Origin of the sequence: Curtobacterium sp. MCSS17_005, assembly GCF_003234225.2 — a bacterium.
GTDB classification, from domain to species: Bacteria; Actinomycetota; Actinomycetes; order Actinomycetales; family Microbacteriaceae; genus Curtobacterium; species Curtobacterium flaccumfaciens.
This window is the reverse complement of record NZ_CP126258.1, coordinates 159650-176053: the sequence shown is the minus strand read 5'-3', so window position 1 is coordinate 176053 and position 16404 is coordinate 159650. Positions and strand designations below refer to the sequence as shown.

Below are 16404 nucleotides of genomic sequence, written 5' to 3'. Positions count from 1 at the left end.
GCGCCGCGGTCCCGCCCCCGAACCGCTAGAGCGTCGACTGCCCGTCGGCGGCGGTGAGCGCGTTGTCGACGGCGGAGCGGACGAGCGCACCGAGGACACGACCCGGGTGTTCGACGCCGATGCCGGACAGGGTGCCCGCCGACTGGTCGACGATCGCGGTCGAGAAGCTCACGGCGGCCCGCACCGCATCGGCGTAGGCGGGCCGGTCGCCCTCGGCCACGACGAACGGTTCGGCCCCCATCTCGACCACGAGCGCCTGCGCGATCGGCAGGACGGGCGACGGAGCGGTCACCGCGCAGTACGCGTCCCGCAGCCGGGACAGGTCGACGCTCGTGCCCGTGAAGGCCATCGCCGGGTGGATCGCGAGCGGGATGGCACCGGCTGCCATCGCCGGGGCGAGGATGCCGACGCCGTGGTCCGGGCTGGTATGCACGACGAGCTGCCCCGGCTGCCAGATCCCGGCGTCCGCCAGCCCCTGCACGAGCGAGGCGAGCTGGTCGTCCGGCACCGCGAGCAGCACGAGTTCGCTCCGCTCCACCAGGTCCGGCGTCGCGAGCACCGGGGCGCCGGGCAGCATCGCCTCGGCGCGGTCACGGCCCTCGTCGGACACGGCGGTCACCCCGACGACGGCGTGCTCCGCGTTCGCCAGGGCTGCTCCGAGGACGGGTCCGACCCGTCCGGCGCCGACGATGCCGACCCCGAGACGCCCGGCCCTCATCGTGCGGCTCCGGTCGGGGGCACGTCGCCCCAGCCGGCGGGGACGGCGCCGGACCGGTGGTCCGTCGTCGGTCCGGCAGGGGCTCCGGAGCCGGGCGCGGTGTCGGCCGCAGTGTGCGTGGCGGCCGCGGGACGGGCCTCCCGTTCGCGCCAGCGGTGGGTCGTGTCGACCGCGGCCGCCTCGACGGCACGCTGCGTCGTCTCCGACCACAGGCGCTGCGCGTCCCGCGCGTCGAGCGCGCCGACGCGGGCCGAGACCGGACCAGCCACGGTGTGGACGTGGACGGCTGCGAGCCGCAGGGCACGCTCGAGGGGACCCTGCTCGACCTTGACGCTCTGCACCCGCGGCAGCGGCACGATGACGAGCGAGCGCCACACGGCACCGAGTCGCAGCAGCACCGCACCCTGCACGAACCGGTAGCCGTTGCGCCGGAACGCGAACGGACGCAGCCAGGCGCCACGGCGTGGGGAGTGCACGAAGCCGCCGCGGTCGCCCGAGGTGGTCAGGCTGTCGTCGACGACGTCCACGGCTTCGGCAGCCCCTTCGCGCAGGGCTTCCTGCGACGCCTCGGGGCCGGCGACGACGGTGCCGACGAGCCCGGGCAGGATGATGTCGAGGACCTCGCGGACGTCCGCCGTGGTGCCGACAGGCAGCACGATCGAGGACACCTGCTGGTTGCTCGACGCCCCGTTGCCGGCGCTCGTCGCACGGTTGATGCGGATGTCCCACCAGCCGAACGGGCGCCACAGCAGCGGCTGGGCGACGCTGACGGCGTGGATGCGGCCGGGCGGCAGCGTCTCGTTCGACGTCGAGACCAGCCCGAAGCCGATCCGGATGCCGTCGCGGGTCTCGGCGATCGTGTACTGCAGCGAACGGGAGAACTTGCGGACGTAGTAGCCACCGGCACCGAGCACGGCGGGGAACAGCCCGAACAGCACCGCGAACTCGCCGGTGAGGGCGACGCTGACGATCATGCCGGCGATGACGAGCAGCAGGAACAGCGTCGTGCCGGACAGCAGCATCGACGCGATGAGGCGCCCGGGGCGCACCTTGACGATGCGGGTCGCGTGCACGGCTGCCGGGTCGAGCTCGGGCGAGAACATCTCGTCGACGCGGTCCTGCAGTGCTCCGTGCGACTGCCGCGACGGACCGCCGTGGCCGTCGTCGTCCTTCGCGCCGGACGCGAGCACCAGGATCCGCTGCCGCAGGTCGTCGGCGGCGCGGGCCCCGAGGTAGGCGAGCTGCACGTTGGCGTCGTTGCCGGCCTGCGCGATCTCGAGCTTGGCGGTGCCGAACACCCGGGGCACGAGGGGACGCTGGATGTTGATGCCCTGGATCCGGTCGAGCCGGGCCTTGCGGTGGTTCCGGAACAGCACGCCCGAGCGCACCTCGACGATCTCGCCGGTGACGCGGAACTCGTGCATGCGCCAGGACAGGTAGAACAGCCCGATCAGCACCAGGAGCAGCACCACGATGCCGAGCAGGACCCAGCCGACGACGCCGTGCTCGTACACGTACCGGACCGGGTCACCGTCCTCCTGCTGCTCGCCCGGGATGAAGAACTCGACGAGCTGGTCGCGCAGGCTGTTCAGCACGTAGCCGAGGATGACGATGAGGAAGATCCCGCCCTTGAGCAGCGGGGTGAGCGGGTGCAGGCGGTGCCACTCACCGTCGGTCAGGGGTGCCGCGGCGGCCGCGTTGCCCCGGGTGGGCGGGGCGGGTGGAGCGGGTGGCGGGTGCCCGGTCGGAAGGTCACGGACGACCCCTACAGTCCGGCGCGACGGGACTCGGCGAGCTCGACGAGGCGGTCGCGCAGCTCGTCGGCGTTCGCTGCCGGGACACCCGGGATCCGCACGTTCGTCGCGGCCGCGGCGGTGACGAACTTCAGCTCGCTCATGCCGAGCGCCCGGTCGAGCGGCCCCCGGGCGACGTCGACGAGCTGCATCCGGCCGTACGGGACCGCCGTGAACCGCTGCCACATGAGGCCACGGCGCACGACCAGGTCGTCGTCGCGGAGCGCGTAGCCGATGGCCCGGACCCGTCGGGGTGTGAGCGCCGCGGTGATCGCCGTGGTGACCGCGACGACGATGCCGATGGAGAGCCAGACGGTGCCGGCCCCGGAACCGAAGCCGTCGGTGACGATCCCGATGAGCACGCAGCCCGCGGTGAGCACGACACCGATCACGAGCGTGGTGATGAGTTCGGTCCACACGAGCTTCGCGGACACCCGCTGCCAGGCGATCCCACCGAGGCCGAGGCCGGGCTCGTCGAGTCGTTCACGCGGCATCGCGGGCCTCCTGGGGTTGCTCGGTCAGTTCACCGTCGTCGAACCGTTGCGGGGATCGTCACGGTCGTCGTCGTCACCCGGAGGTGCGATGCACATGCGCTCTGCCACGAGTGCGCAGACCGTCAGGACGATCCCGCCCCCGACGGCGATCACGTTCGGCAGGGTCGAGCCTAGCGAAGGCGTCGCGGAACGGGTCAGCAGGTACAGCACGAGGCCGAGGGCGAACCCGCCGAGCAGGGTGCCGCAGATGCTGGACGCCTTCGCGAGCACGACGACCCGCGTTGCGTAGAGCGGGTCGACCGGCCGCTGGCGTCCGGCGCCGTCGCGCGCGTGCCGGCGCACCGGGCGCGCCATGAGCACGACGGCGACGCCGATGAACGCGAGCGTGACGCCGAGCGGGATCGAGAACAGGAACGTCGGCAGCTGGCGCGACGCCAGGACGGCGTCGACCGCGAAACCGGCGACCACCGTCACGACGGCGATGCTGATCAGCGTGGAGGCACGGGTGGGCTTCATGCGCTGGTCGCGCTCCCCGCCGGCCGGGAGGCCCGTGCCGGCTCCGCGAACAGGCGCGGCTCGTCGACGCGCTCGGTGTCGTCCCCCACGGCGGCGAGCAGGTCGGCCACCGGTCCGGCACCGGGCAGGACGGCCTCGGGGTCGGCGTCGAGCCACGGGGCGAGCACGAACGCGCGCTCCGCTGCCCGGGGGTGCGGCACGACCAGGGTGTCCGTGGCGATCCGCAGGTCGTCCACCGCGACGACGTCGAGGTCCAGGGTGCGGTCGCCCCACCGGACCTCGCGCGTGCGGCCGTGGGCGTCCTCGATGCCGTGCAGGGCATCGAGGAAGGCCTGTGGCTCGAGGTCGGTGTCGACGACCACGACGGCGTTCCGGTAGCGGGGCTTCGACGTGTCGAGGCCGTCGAGGGTCACGGCGACCGACTCGACCTCGCGGCTCGAGGCCACGGGCTCGACCCCGGGCAGGGCGGCGATCGCGGTGGCGGCGGCGCGGAGCGTGCTCCCCCGGTCGCCGAGGTTCGCTCCGAGGGCGACGACGACCCGGTGGATCATTCTTCTTCCTCGTCCGGCACCGTGGCGCCGCGGGTGCGCCGGATGGTGATCGAGACGTCGGTGAACGGCACGGTGATCGGAGCCTGCGGCTTGTGCACCGTGACCTCGGTCGCGAGTGCGGCACGGTGGGTGAGCACGGCCGCGGCGATGCGTTCGGCCAGGGTCTCGATCAGGTCGACCGGGTCGCGTTCGATCTCGGCGACGACCTGCTCGGCGAGGACGCCGTAGTGCACGGTGGCGTCGAGGTCGTCGCTGCCCGAGGCGACGCGGGCATCGAGCTCCACGGCCACGTCGACGACGAAGTCCTGGCCGTCCTCGCGCTCGTGGTCGAAGACGCCGTGGTGTCCGCGGGCGCGGACCCCGGTGAGTCGGATGGTGTCGTTCACGATCGAGCTGCCCTCCAGGCGTCCCAGACGTCGAGCACGGCACGGGTCGGTGCCGGGTCGTGCACGCGCACACCCCACGCGCCGCGTTCGGCGGCGAGCAGGCTGATGGCGGCGGTGGCGAGGTCGCGCTCCCTGGGCGGGGCGCCCTCGGGGCTCCCGACACCGTCGAGGAACCGCTTGCGTGAGGCGGCGACGAGCACCGGCAGGCCGATCGAGGCGAAGCGTTCGTAGCCGGCCAGGATCTCCCAGTTCTGCACGCCGTGCTTGGCGAAGCCGAGACCCGGGTCGATCACGACCTGCTCCTGCCGGACGCCGAGCACGATGAGTTCGGCGACGCGGAGCTCGACCTCGCGCCGGACCTCCTCGACCGCGTGGGTGTACTCGGCGTTGCGGTACATCCGGTCGCTGTGGCCGCGCCAGTGCATGACGACGAAGCCGACGCCCGTCGACGCCACGACCCGGGCCATGTCCGGGTCGGCGAGCCCGCCGGAGACGTCGTTGACGATGGCAGCGCCGAGGTCGACGGCACGTTCGGCCGTCGCGGCGTTCATGGTGTCGACGCTGACCGGGATGCCTTCGGCGACGAGCTGCTGCACGACCGGTAGCACCCGTTCCTGCTCGACCGGCACGGGCACGCGCTCGGAACCGGGGCGGGTGGACTCGCCACCGACGTCGATGACGTCCGCGCCGGCGGCGACGAGGTCACGTGCGTGCTGCACGGCGGCGTCGTAGGCCTGGTGCAGTCCACCGTCGCTGAACGAGTCGGGGGTGACGTTGAGGATGCCGAGCACCCGGGTGCGCTCCTCGGCCGGTCCACCGCGGTCACGGCGACGGCCGGTCACGACCTCCGGCACCGGCTGGGGTGCACGGAGGTCGATCGCAACCGTCGCCGGTTCGGCGGCGGCGGCGCGGGCACGACTCACCTCGGCGAGTCGACGCTCTCGTCGCGTCGGCAGCTCGGTCATGCCGGCCTACGCGGGGGCGATACCCGGGTTGCCGAACGGGCGACGACGGGTCTTCGAGGTCGACTCGGAGTCCGACGGGTCCGCTGCGGTCGAGGCGGCCTTGCCGGGCACGTCGATCGCGGGCAGGTTGCTGACCGGGCGCTTGTCGCTGGAGAGCCACTGCGGGCGCTCCGGCAGCTTGCGGACGTCCTTGAAGATCTCCACGAGCTCCGGGGCGTCGAGCGTCTCCTTCTCGAGGAGCTCGCCGGCCAGGCGGTCGAGGATGTCGCGGTTGTCGTTGAGCACCTGGTAGGCCTCGTCGTGCGCGGCCTCGAGCAGGGCACGGGTCTCGGCGTCGACCGTCTGGGCGATGGTCTCCGAGTAGTCGCGACCGGTGCCACCGCTCATGTCACGACCGACGAACGGTTCGCTCGAACCGGACCCGAGCTTGACGGACCCGACGGCCTGGCTCATGCCGTACTCGGTGACCATCTTGCGGGCGGTGCCGGTGGCCTTCTCGATGTCGTTCGAGGCGCCCGTGGTGGGGTCGTGGAACACGATCTCCTCGGCGACGCGACCACCCATGGCGTAGGTGAGCTGGTCGAGGAGCTCGTTGCGGGTGACCGAGTACTTGTCCTCGAGCGGGAGCACCATCGTGTAGCCGAGGGCACGGCCGCGGGGCAGGATCGTGATCTTCGTGACCGGGTCGGTGTGCCGCATCGCCGCTGCCGCCAGGGCGTGGCCGCCCTCGTGGTACGCGGTGATCAGGCGTTCCTGGTCGGACATGATCCGGGTCCGGCGCTGCGGGCCGGCCATCACGCGGTCGACGGCCTCGTCCAGGGCACGGTTGTCGATGAGCTGCGCGTTCGAACGGGCGGTCAGCAGGGCTGCCTCGTTCAGGACGTTCGCCAGGTCGGCACCGGTGAAGCCCGGCGTCTTGCGGGCGAGCAGCTCGAGGTCGACGCTCGCGGCGAGCGGCTTGCCCTTCGCGTGCACCTCGAGGATCTGCTTGCGGCCGGCGAGACCCGGGGCGTCGACACCGATCTGGCGGTCGAAGCGGCCGGGGCGCAGGAGCGCGGGGTCGAGCACGTCGGGACGGTTCGTCGCGGCGATGAGGATGACGTTCGTCTTGCCGTCGAAGCCGTCCATCTCGACCAGGAGCTGGTTCAGCGTCTGCTCGCGCTCGTCGTTGCCACCGCCGATGCCGGCACCACGGTGACGACCGACGGCGTCGATCTCGTCGATGAAGACGATGGCCGGCGAGTTCGCCTTGGCCTGCTCGAAGAGGTCACGGACACGGCTCGCACCGACACCGACGAACATCTCGACGAAGTCCGAACCGGAGATCGAGTAGAACGGCACGCCGGCTTCTCCCGCGACGGCGCGGGCGAGCAGGGTCTTGCCGGTTCCGGGAGGGCCGTAGAGCAGCACGCCCTTCGGGATCTTCGCCCCGACGGCCTGGAACTTCGCGGGCTCCTTGAGGAACTCCTTGATCTCGTGCAGTTCCTCGATCGCCTCGTCGGCACCCGCGACGTCGGCGAACGACACCTGCGGGTTCTCCTTGTTGTTGATCTTGGCCTTCGACTTGCCGAACTGCATGACCTTCGAGCCGCCACCCTGGGCGCTCGAGAGCAGGAACCAGAACAGGGCACCGATGATCAGGAACGGCAGCAGGATGCCGAGCAGCGACAGGAACCAGTTGCCCTGGGCGACGCGGTCGTTGTAGCCGTCCGGCAGGTTGGCGTCGTTGACGGCCTGGACGACCTCTTCGCCGCGTGGCGTGGAGTAGTAGAACTGCTCCTGCTTGTCGCCGTCCTTCAGGACGAGGTCGACCCGCTGCTCGGTGGAGTTGATGGTCGCGGACGAGACCTTGTCATCGGAGAGCTGCTCGAGACCCTTCTGGGTGTCGATCTCTTGCGTGCTGCCCTGGCTGATGACGCTCCAGCCGATGAAGATGCCCGCCAGCGCGATCAGCACGTAGAGGTACGGGCCGCGGAAGATGCGCTTGAAGTTCATGTGATCCGGGCGCGAGTGCCCGACACCTTTCTCTGCCGAAGTTGCGTGCAGGTCAGCATACGGCCGCGATTCTGTGGCGAGAATGGGTGTCCTCTGCGGGCGAACTCACCCCCGGGCCAGAGTCGGCCGAGTGCGACCCGAGCGCGGCGGGCCGCCCGTCAGGAGTAGACGTGCGGAGCGAGGACGCCGACGCCGCGCAGGTTGCGGTAGCGCTCGTCGTAGTCCAGGCCGTACCCGACCACGAAGGCGTCGGGGATGTCGAAGCCCACGTACTTCACGTCGACCTCGACCTTGGCGGCCTCGGGCTTGCGCAGCAGGGCGACGATCTCGACGCTCGCGGCACCACGGGACTGCAGGTTCTGCTTGAGCCACGACAGGGTCAGACCGGAGTCGATGATGTCCTCGACGATCAGGACGTCGCGGCCGTGCAGGTCGGTGTCCAGGTCCTTGAGGATCCGCACCACGCCGGACGACTTCGTGCCGGAGCCGTACGACGACACCGCCATCCAGTCCATCCGCGCCTGCATCTTGAGGTGGCGCGAGAAGTCCGCCATCACCATGACGGCACCCTTGAGCACCCCGACGAGCAGCGGGTCGCGGCCCGCGTAGTCGGCGTCGACGACCGCCGCGAGCTCGGCGAGCTTCTCGTCGATCTGCTCGGGGGTGAAGAGCACTTCGGACAGGTCTGCCTGGACGTCGGAGAGTTCCACCACGCCAGCCTAACCGGCGCTGAACTCGATGCGGTCGCCGGTCCGCGTGGCACGGACGCCCGGCAGGTCGATCGGGCCCTGTCCGCTCCAGTCCGTGACGAGCCGGCAGACCTCGAGCGTCTGCACGCGCGACAGCGTCACCCCGAACTCGCTCTCCACCGCCAGGCGCACGAGTCGCTGCCGGAGCGCCGGCGGGTTCGCCCCGAGCGCCCGCACCGACAGCGAGATGCCCGCCTCGGAGTGCTCGGCGATGTCCTCCGCGATCTCCTCGGCGAAGTGGTCCAGAGCAGCGGAGTCCTCGCGCAGCTGGTCGGCCGTGCGGGCCAGGGCCTCGGGCACCCCGGCACCGAGCTCCCGTTCGAGCACCGGCAGCAGGGTGTTCCGCACCCGCACCCGTGCGTACGCGGGATCGTCGTTCTGCGGGTCGTGCCACGGCGCCAGCCCCGCTGCGGCGCACGCCTGCCGGGTCGCGTTGCGCCGGACCGACAGGAGCGGCCGGCCGTAGGCCGGACCGCCGTCGCGGCGGGCGAGTGGCTGCATGCCGGACAGGCTGTCCGGCCCGCTGCCGCGCAGCAGGCCGAGCAGCACGGTCTCGGCCTGGTCGTCCAGGGTGTGGCCCAGCAGCACCAGGGGTGACCCGGTGGCGGCCGCGACCTCGGCGATCGACGCGTGGCGGGCCTCCCGGGCGGCGCCTTCCGGACCACCGTCGGAGCCGACCGTGACCCTGCGGACCGTCACCGGGTCGAGTCCCAGCTCGGATGCCTGCCGGGAGGCGCGGCTCGCGACCGCCTCGGAGCCCGCCTGGAGCGCGTGGTCGACGACCACTGCCCCGGCCCGCAGACCCTGCTTGCCCGCTTCGAACGCGGTGGCCGCCGCCAGGGCGAGGGAGTCCGGTCCGCCGCTCAGTGCGACGAGGACCAGGTCGCCTGCGGCGAGCACGCCGTCGTCGACGGCTGCGGCGAGCAGGTCGCGGACGGCCAGGCGGGTCTCGGCGACGGCGGGGTCGAGCCGGGGACGCGGAGAGTTCACCCGGTAACGTTAGCCGCGCTTTCGCAACACACGACAGTCCCCGAAGCAGACACAGGAGCGCAACATGGCCGCGTACGACGTCGTCGTCGAGATCCCCAAGGGCAGCCGCAACAAGTACGAGGTGGACCACGAGACCGGTCGCGTCTACCTCGACCGCGTGCTGTTCACCTCGTTCGTCTACCCCACCGACTACGGGTTCTTCGAGAAGACCCTGGCCGACGACGGTGACCCCGTGGACGCGCTGCTGCTGCTCGAGTTCCCGACGTTCCCCGGCGTCGGCGTCAAGGTCCGCCCCGTCGGCGTCTTCAAGATGAGCGACGAGGCCGGCAACGACGAGAAGGTCCTCGTCGTCCCCGCCAAGGACCCGCGCTGGGCACACATCCAGGACATCTCGGACGTGCCGGAGCAGACGAAGGCCGAGATCGCGCACTTCTTCGAGCGGTACAAGGACCTCGAGCCGAACAAGTGGGTCAAGGCCGAGGGCTGGGGCGACGCTGCCGAGGCCGAGCGCATCGTGCAGGCCGGTCAGGCCGCGTACGTGCCCGGCTCGCACTGACGATCCCCTGACGACGAACGGCGCCCGCTCTCCATCCGGAGGGCGGGCGCCGTTCTGTGTCGTGCGTGGTGGGCTGCTGTCGCGCGGGGCGTGGCGTGCGCGGGCGGCGCGGCGTGCGGAGGCGCACCTGGTGGAAACGGGCGTACCTGGTGCGTTGATCCGTGCAGGTACGCCCGATCTCGCTTGCTACCGCAGCCGCTCTGGGAAAGAACGGGCACACCGGGAGCGGGCTACAGGGATCCGCTCGGGCGGGCGACGTACGGCATGAGCTGGTTCGGCAGCCAGATCGCGCGCTCGACGACGCCGACGCCGGGGCGGGCGGCCTCGACCATGGTGCCGTAGCTCGTCACGATCGAGTCGTGGTACGCCCCCGAGGCCGTGCCGTTCGACGAGTAGAACAGGATGTCGCCGGGCTGGCGCTGGGACAGCGGGACGAGGCGGCCGATCGACTTGAAGTAGTTGTACTGCCAGACGACGTTGTGCCCACCGGTCGCGATGCCCTGCGAGTTGTAGGCCATCATCACGAGGCCGGAGCAGTCCCACGTGTTCGGGCCGGCGCCACCGAGGACGTACGCCTTGCCGAGCTGCCCGCGGGCGTAGGAGATCGCGCCGGCAGCCTTCGAGGGGCTGCTCGGGGCCGGTGCCGGTGCGGGGGCCGGAGCGGGCGCCGGAGCCGGAGCCGGGGCGGGTGCTGGCTTGCTCGGCGTGCTGGGGGTGCTCGGCTTGCTCGGGGTGCTCGGCTTCGCGGGGGTGCCGGGGTTCGACGGGGTGCTGGGCTTGGACGGCGTGCTCGGGACGGCCGGAGTGGAGGTCCCGCCGCCGGTGCTGCCGGTGCCGCCCGTGTTGCCGGTGTTGCCACCGCTCGTGCCGCCGCCGGTGGCGTTCCCGGTGCCGGAGCCGTTCCCGGTACCGGCGTCGCCCGTCTGCTTGGCGATGGCGGCCGCGGCCGCCTTCGCCTGCTGCGCACTCCAGTACGCGGTCTCCGTCGCGACGCTCGTGCCCTTCAGGTACGCGAGCTGGCGCAGGACCTCGGCCTGCTGGTCCTGTTCCTTCTGCACCCGGGCCTGGGCGCCTGCGGCCACGTCGTTGGCCGTCGCGAAGGTGGTCTTCGTCGCCTCGGTCGCCTTGCTCAGGGCCTTCTCGGCCGCGGACTGCTGGGCGGCCAGGGACTCGACGGTCTTCTGATCGGCGCGTGCCTCCGCCAGGACGGTCGCGGAGCGCTCGGACAGGTGCGACATCGTGCCGACGCGGTAGAGCAGGTCCTTCGAGTCCGACGAGTCCATGAGCATGGTCGTCGACAGGTCGCCGCCGCCCGTGCGGGACAACTCGACCACGAGCCCGGCGACCTGGCCGGCAGAGTCGTCCGCCCGGGCCTTCGCACGCTTCGACTGCGCGGACAGGTCGGCGAGGGTGTCCTTCGCCTCCTGCTGCTGCGACGCCGCGAGGGCGTACGCCTGCCCGGCCTGCTGCTCGGCGACACCGGCCTGGTCGGCGGCGTCCTGCAGCGTGCCGAGCCGGTCGCTCAGCTCGTCGACCGTCTGCTGGGCGTCGGCCGCATCGGACTTGGCGGCCTTGACGTCGTCCCACGACGGACCCGAGGGTGCGGCCTGCGCCGGTCCGGCGATGACGACCGACAGGCCGATGCCGAGCACGGCGATGGTCGCGATGCCGCAGGAGAACGAGCGAGCGGAGGTGGTCATGACGTGGGTCGACGCCTTCTGGTGGCGCTGATGCTCATACCGAGATCCCCCGCGCCGCCATGAAGGGGACCGGGTCGACGGCAGCGCCGTTGATCCGGGTCTCGAAGTGGAGGTGGCACCCGGTCGACCAGCCGGTCGAGCCGATCTTGGCGATCTGCTGTCCCGCGGTGACGTGCTGGCCGGCGGTGACCATGATCCCGCCGTCGACGACGTGGCCGTACGCGGTGGAGATGCCGCCGCCGTTGTCGAGGATGACCTCGTTGCCGTACCCGCCGCCGTTGCCGGCGAAGGTGACGGTGCCGTCGTGTGCCGCGTAGATCGGGGCGTAGCAGGCCGGGGCCAGGTCGACGCCGGCGTGCAGGGCGCTGACGTGCGTGTAGGGGTCGACGCGGTAGCCGTAGGGGCTGGTCTGGAACCCGCCCGCGGGTCGGACCCACCCAGCGGGGTTGGCGCTGCCGCCGCCGGTGCCGCCCTGGCTGGTCGCCGCGGCCTTGGCTGCTGCCTTCGCGGCGGCTGCTGCGAGGCGGGCCTGGCGGGCCTTCTCGGCGGCGACGCCCTTGCGGTAGTCGGCCTCGACGCCGCGCTGCTTCGAGGTGAGCGCGGTCAGCTGCGCCTCGAGCCGGGACTCGTTGTCGTTCTGGGCGTCGACCGCGGTCTGTGCGGCGTCGGCGGCACCCTGGGCCTGCTGCATCTTCGACTGTGCGGCGTCGGCCAGGTCCCCGAGGGCCTGCTTGGCGCGGTCGGCCTTGTCGGCGAGGCCCTGGGCCACACCGCGGTCCTGCGAGGCCTGCGCGTAGATGCCCTCGGACTGCTCGCTGAGCTTCGACATGGCGCCGAGCTCGTAGAGCAGGTCTCCGGAGTCGGACGGGTGCGTGAGGATGTCCGTCGTCACGTCGTCACCGCTGGTGCGACCGAGCTGTGCCGCGAGCTGACCGGCCTGCTCCTCGGACCGCGCGGCGGTCTGCTCGGCGTCGTCGGCCTGCGACTGGAACTTCTTCTGCTTGAGCGTCGCCTCGTCGTACTTGTTCTGCGCGGCCTGGTATGCCTCGCCCGCGGCCTGTGCGGCCTTCTGCTTGGCAGCCGCCTCGCTCTTCAGCGACGAGATGAGCGACTTGATCTCGCTGACCTTGGCCTGCTGGGCACTGGTCGACGACTTCGCCCGCTGCACCTCGTCCCAGCTGGGGTAGCTCGCAGCGCTGGCGGACGACGTCGGGGCGAGGGCCGCGAGCGTGCCGGCCGTGAGCGCGACGGCGACCGCGGCGGCGATCAGGCGGCTGCGGGTGCGGAGGGAGAAGGGAGTGGAGGTCGACATGTATCTCGATTTCGTAACAGCGCGGCAAGGCTCACGCACGTAACACTGTTAACAGGTGCAACAGTAACAACACGGGTCGCAGGCTCGACAGCCCCTCGGGCGAGGGGTGCGGCCGCCGACGATGCTCGCACCGGAAGCATCGGAGACCCGTGCGCTGACGGCGCGACACGCCGGGGATGCACGGTTGGCGGGGTCGGATTTGTGAAACCCGGGGGGCATCCGTATGCTTGTCCATCGGTAGCGCGATGCACTGCTTGCGGCCCTATCGTTTAGTGGCCTAGGACACCGCCCTTTCACGGCGGCAGCACGGGTTCGAATCCCGTTGGGGTCACTCCTTGAGTGAGCGAGCAAGTAGTACTGAACAACACCACAGCAATTCAATATGGCCCTGTAGCGCAGCTGGTTAGCGTGCCGCCCTGTCACGGCGGAGGTCGCGGGTTCAAGTCCCGTCAGGGTCGCCACGGCTGGATAGCTCAGTTGGTAGAGCGTTCGACTGAAAATCGAAAGGTCCACGGATCGATGCCGTGTCCAGCCACCGGTGAAGGCCCCCTGCTTCGGCAGGGGGCCTTTTCCGTTGTCTGAGCGGTGTGACGTCGGTCGCCGCGCACAACCGAAGTCACCCCGAACCACGCAGCGGCGCAGTTCGGGGTGACTTCGGTTGTGCGGCTTGCGTTCGTGCCGGGTCGCCGACGGCCTGGAGGCGCGGGTCGCCTCCGCACGCCGGCTTCTGGGACTAGGCCTCGCGCGTCTTCGGGCTGCTGTCGTTCGTCTTCGCCGGGTCGCGCTCGACCACGGCGCCCAGGGCATCGTCGATCCGCGACATGAGCTCCGCGGGGATCGTGACGCCGGCAGCGCCCGCGTTGTCGTGCACCTGCTCCGGACGCGAGGCCCCGATGATCGCCGAGGCGACGTTCTCGTTCTGCAGGACCCAGGCGACCGCGAGCTGCGCCATGGACAGGTTCAGCTCGTCGGCGACCGGCTGCAGCTCCTGCACCGAGGACAGCACCTCGTCGCGCATGAACCGCTTGATCATGTCCGCGCCACCCTTGTCGTCGGTCGCGCGGGAGCCCTCGGGCAGGGGCTGACCCGGCTTGTACTTGCCGGTGAGCACACCCTGGGCGATCGGCGACCAGACGATCTGCGAGATGCCGAGTTCCTTCGAGGTGGGGACGACCTCGTCCTCGATGACCCGCCACAGCGCCGAGTACTGCGGCTGGTTCGAGATGAGCTGGAAGCCGAGGTCCTTCGCGAGCGCCGCCCCCGCACGCAGCTGGTCCGCGGTCCACTCGCTGACGCCGACGTACAGGACTTTGCCCTGGCGCACGATGTCCGCGAAGGCCTGCATCGTCTCTTCGAGCGGGGTCTCGTGGTCGTAGCGGTGCGCCTGGTACAGGTCGACGTAGTCCGTCTGCAGCCGCTGCAGCGAGCCGTCGATCGACTCGAGGATGTGCTTGCGGGACAGTCCGGTGTCGTTGTGGCCCTTCGGACCGGTCGGCCCGAACACCTTCGTGGCGATCTCGAGGGACTGGCGCCGCTCCCCCTTGAGCGCTTCGCCGAGGACCGTCTCCGCGCCGGTGTTGGCGTAGACGTCGGCGGTGTCGAACGTCGAGATGCCGACCTCGAGGGCTGCCTTGACGCAGGCGATCGCCGCGTCGTTCTCGACCTGGGATGCGTGGGTGAGCCAGTTGCCGTAGGTGATCTCGGAGACCTTGAGGCCCGAGTTGCCGAGGTAGCGGTACTCCATGTGCGTGTCACTCCTGTCGTGGGGCGCGTCGGTGCGACCCGAACCGTGACGGTAGTCCGACGTCGTCGGCGCGCACTCGGCAAGGCGGCGCGGCGCTGTACGCTGATGTTTCAGAAACGGTCGGCAAAGACGAAACCCCGGCGATGTGGCCTGAGCCAGTGATCGTTCCGGGGTCTTCAATATATGAGTTTACGGGGCGAGCGTTCGATGTCAACTGGAGGTCGCGTGGAGCCGGCGGACGTAGTGGACCTGCTGACCCGGGAACGCCTTCGTTCCTACTTCCACGCTGTGCCCGACGACGCACGCGCTGTCGGGCTCTACGAATGGAACATGCGAGCTGCAGCTGCCGTGATGGAGCTGACCGGGGCGGTCGAGATCGTGGTGCGCAACGCCGCAGACGTGCAGCTCTGCGCTTGGGCAACTGCTCGTCACCCCGGCTCATCCTGGCTCGACGTCGTTCCCCTCGACGCCCAAGGCAAGAACGATCTGGTCGTCGCGCGACGACGTGCCACGCGAGGGGGGAAACGAGCAGAAGTGCACGGGCGAGTCGTCGCCGAACTGAGCTTCGGGTTCTGGCGGTACCTGTTCGAGTCTCGTTACCTGACGGCCCTGTGGACACCGGCACTCCACCGCGCGTTCCCACACGGCCCGGCGGATGCGCTGACTCGCCAGCGCGAGGTTCGGACACGTATGCAGCAACTGCACTTCGTGCGGAACCGCGCCGCGCACCACGAGCCGATCCATGGGCGTGATCTTCGGCGGGACCACGATTACGCGATCGAACTGCTCGGATGGATCCACCCCGGCGCCGCGGCTTGGGCACAGGACGTGACGATGCTCGGCACGGTGCTCGGTGCCCGACCCAGCATCTGAGGGGCAGGATCGGAGGGGTTCGGCGCAGGGCTGCGCCGCGGAGAGCGAGGGAGCATCCATGACCGGAGCGAGCGTGTTGTTCATCGGCGGGAGCGGCGTGATCAGCGCCGCCTGCGTCCGGGAAGCCGTCGAGCGGGGGTTCGACGTGACCGTGCTCAACCGGGGGACCACCGGGGGCAGGCCGATCCCGGAGGGTGTGACGCGCCTCCAGGCCGACGTGTCGGACCGCAGCGCACTGGCGGACGCACTCGGCGACCAGCGCTTCGACGTGGTCGTGAACTGGATCGCCTTCACGCCGGACCAGGTGCAGGCCGACGTCGACTTCTTCGCCGGGCGGACGCGGCAGTACGTGTTCATCAGCTCGGCCTCGGCGTACCAGACGCCGGCGACGCACCTGCCGATCACGGAGTCGACGCCGCTGAAGAACCCGTACTGGCAGTACTCGCGCGACAAGATCGCGTGCGAGGAGCTGCTGATGGAGGCGTACCGGGAGCAGGACTTCCCGGTGACGATCGTGCGGCCGTCGCACACCTACGACGAGACGAAGCTGCCGCTGACCGGCGGCTGGACCGCGGTCGCTCGGATGCGTGCCGGCAAGCCGGTCATCATCACCGGCGACGGCACCTCGCTGTGGACCCTGACGCACAGCCGTGACTTCGCGGTCGGGTTCACGGGGCTGCTCGACCGGGCCGAGGCGATCGGTGAGCCCTTCACGATCACGAGCGACGAAGCCCCGACGTGGAACGCCATCGCGCACGAGATCGCGGCGGCGGCCGGGGTCGAGGACCTGCGGATCGTGCACGTGCCGGCGGACGCGATCAACGCCGTCGACCCCGAGTGGGGCGCGGCGCTGCTCGGCGACAAGGCGAACAGCTCGGTGTTCGACAACAGCAAGGTCCGGTCGCTCGTGCCGTGGTACCGGCCGCGCACGACCTACCGGCAGGGTGTGCGCGAGGTCATCGCCTGGTACGAGGCGCACCCCGAGGAGCAGGTCGTCGACGAGCGGCTCGACGCCCTGATGGACGAGCTGGCGGCGCGTTGGGCCGTGTGAGTCGCGCTTGG

The 16404-nt window shown here is 70.8% G+C and carries 16 protein-coding genes and 3 tRNA genes; 6 read left to right on the top strand and 13 right to left on the bottom strand.

Going from position 1 to position 16404, the window contains the following annotated elements; genetic code table 11:
- Positions 1 to 25: 25 nt before the first annotated feature.
- The 10 genes from DEJ20_RS00865 to tilS all read right to left on the bottom strand — a co-directional run bounded on the left by DEJ20_RS00865 (position 26) and on the right by tilS (position 9157).
- Complete coding sequence (locus DEJ20_RS00865; RefSeq protein WP_181431447.1) at positions 26 to 718, bottom strand: Rossmann-like and DUF2520 domain-containing protein; 693 nt, start codon at positions 716 to 718, stop codon at positions 26 to 28.
- Positions 715 to 2313 carry a PH domain-containing protein gene (locus tag DEJ20_RS00860; RefSeq protein WP_284183361.1) on the bottom strand — a complete coding sequence of 533 codons (1599 nt, stop codon included), beginning with the start codon at positions 2311 to 2313 and terminating at the stop codon, positions 715 to 717. The genes DEJ20_RS00865 and DEJ20_RS00860 overlap by 4 nt, the downstream gene beginning before the upstream one ends.
- Before the next feature lie 170 nt (positions 2314 to 2483).
- Positions 2484 to 3005, bottom strand: coding sequence for a PH domain-containing protein (locus DEJ20_RS00855; protein ID WP_111234395.1), 522 nt, complete (start codon positions 3003 to 3005; stop codon positions 2484 to 2486).
- A gap of 24 nt (positions 3006 to 3029) precedes the next feature.
- On the bottom strand, positions 3030 to 3521 hold the full coding sequence (locus DEJ20_RS00850) for a DUF3180 domain-containing protein (protein ID WP_111234396.1): 492 nt from the start codon (positions 3519 to 3521) through the stop codon (positions 3030 to 3032).
- Entirely contained in the window at positions 3518 to 4072 is a 555-nt protein-coding gene (gene folK, locus DEJ20_RS00845; RefSeq protein ID WP_111234397.1) for a 2-amino-4-hydroxy-6-hydroxymethyldihydropteridine diphosphokinase, read from the bottom strand. The genes DEJ20_RS00850 and folK overlap by 4 nt, the downstream gene beginning before the upstream one ends.
- Positions 4069 to 4458, bottom strand: coding sequence for a dihydroneopterin aldolase (folB, locus tag DEJ20_RS00840; RefSeq protein ID WP_111234398.1), 390 nt, complete (start codon positions 4456 to 4458; stop codon positions 4069 to 4071). Before folB ends, folK begins: the two co-directional genes overlap by 4 nt.
- Complete coding sequence (folP, locus tag DEJ20_RS00835) at positions 4455 to 5423, bottom strand: dihydropteroate synthase (protein WP_173032459.1); 969 nt, start codon at positions 5421 to 5423, stop codon at positions 4455 to 4457. The genes folB and folP overlap by 4 nt, the downstream gene beginning before the upstream one ends.
- Positions 5424 to 5429: 6 nt before the next feature.
- Positions 5430 to 7418, bottom strand: a complete 1989-nt coding sequence (ftsH, locus tag DEJ20_RS00830; RefSeq protein ID WP_027467057.1) for an ATP-dependent zinc metalloprotease FtsH — start codon at positions 7416 to 7418, stop codon at positions 5430 to 5432.
- A 158-nt stretch (positions 7419 to 7576) separates the two neighbouring features.
- A complete protein-coding gene (hpt, locus tag DEJ20_RS00825) occupies positions 7577 to 8128 on the bottom strand; it encodes a hypoxanthine phosphoribosyltransferase (protein ID WP_017887686.1) in 552 nt (183 codons plus the stop codon).
- A gap of 9 nt (positions 8129 to 8137) precedes the next feature.
- Positions 8138 to 9157 (bottom strand): tRNA lysidine(34) synthetase TilS, encoded by a 1020-nt coding sequence (gene tilS, locus DEJ20_RS00820; RefSeq protein ID WP_111234399.1) that lies wholly within the window; start codon positions 9155 to 9157, stop codon positions 8138 to 8140.
- A gap of 64 nt (positions 9158 to 9221) precedes the next feature.
- On the opposite strand from tilS, the gene DEJ20_RS00815 reads away from it, so the two are divergent.
- Positions 9222 to 9713: an inorganic diphosphatase gene (locus DEJ20_RS00815; RefSeq protein ID WP_027467055.1), complete on the top strand. Its 492-nt coding sequence runs from the start codon at positions 9222 to 9224 to the stop codon at positions 9711 to 9713.
- A gap of 230 nt (positions 9714 to 9943) precedes the next feature.
- Here DEJ20_RS00815 and DEJ20_RS00810 read toward each other — a convergent pair whose 3' ends face one another.
- A complete protein-coding gene (locus tag DEJ20_RS00810) occupies positions 9944 to 11413 on the bottom strand; it encodes a C40 family peptidase (protein WP_181431448.1) in 1470 nt (489 codons plus the stop codon).
- 34 nt (positions 11414 to 11447) lie between these two features.
- Entirely contained in the window at positions 11448 to 12725 is a 1278-nt protein-coding gene (locus DEJ20_RS00805) for a M23 family metallopeptidase (protein ID WP_111234400.1), read from the bottom strand.
- A gap of 258 nt (positions 12726 to 12983) precedes the next feature.
- Between DEJ20_RS00805 and DEJ20_RS00800 the strand changes: the two genes are divergently transcribed.
- The 3 genes from DEJ20_RS00800 to DEJ20_RS00790 all read left to right on the top strand — a co-directional run bounded on the left by DEJ20_RS00800 (position 12984) and on the right by DEJ20_RS00790 (position 13260).
- Positions 12984 to 13056 (top strand) — tRNA-Glu (locus DEJ20_RS00800).
- Between the two features lie 53 nt (positions 13057 to 13109).
- A tRNA-Asp gene (locus DEJ20_RS00795) sits at positions 13110 to 13186 on the top strand.
- A gap of 1 nt (position 13187) precedes the next feature.
- Positions 13188 to 13260 (top strand) — tRNA-Phe (locus DEJ20_RS00790).
- A gap of 198 nt (positions 13261 to 13458) precedes the next feature.
- Here DEJ20_RS00790 and DEJ20_RS00785 read toward each other — a convergent pair.
- Positions 13459 to 14469, bottom strand: coding sequence for an aldo/keto reductase family protein (locus tag DEJ20_RS00785; RefSeq protein ID WP_071404504.1), 1011 nt, complete (start codon positions 14467 to 14469; stop codon positions 13459 to 13461).
- A 243-nt stretch (positions 14470 to 14712) separates the two neighbouring features.
- Between DEJ20_RS00785 and DEJ20_RS00780 the strand changes: the two genes are divergently transcribed.
- The gene (locus tag DEJ20_RS00780) at positions 14713 to 15342 is read left to right on the top strand and encodes a hypothetical protein (protein WP_146245133.1); all 630 of its coding nucleotides are present in this window, start codon (positions 14713 to 14715) and stop codon (positions 15340 to 15342) included.
- 58 nt (positions 15343 to 15400) lie between these two features.
- Positions 15401 to 16393, top strand: coding sequence for an NAD-dependent epimerase/dehydratase family protein (locus DEJ20_RS00775; RefSeq protein WP_111234401.1), 993 nt, complete (start codon positions 15401 to 15403; stop codon positions 16391 to 16393).
- The last annotated feature ends 11 nt before the right edge of the window (positions 16394 to 16404 follow it).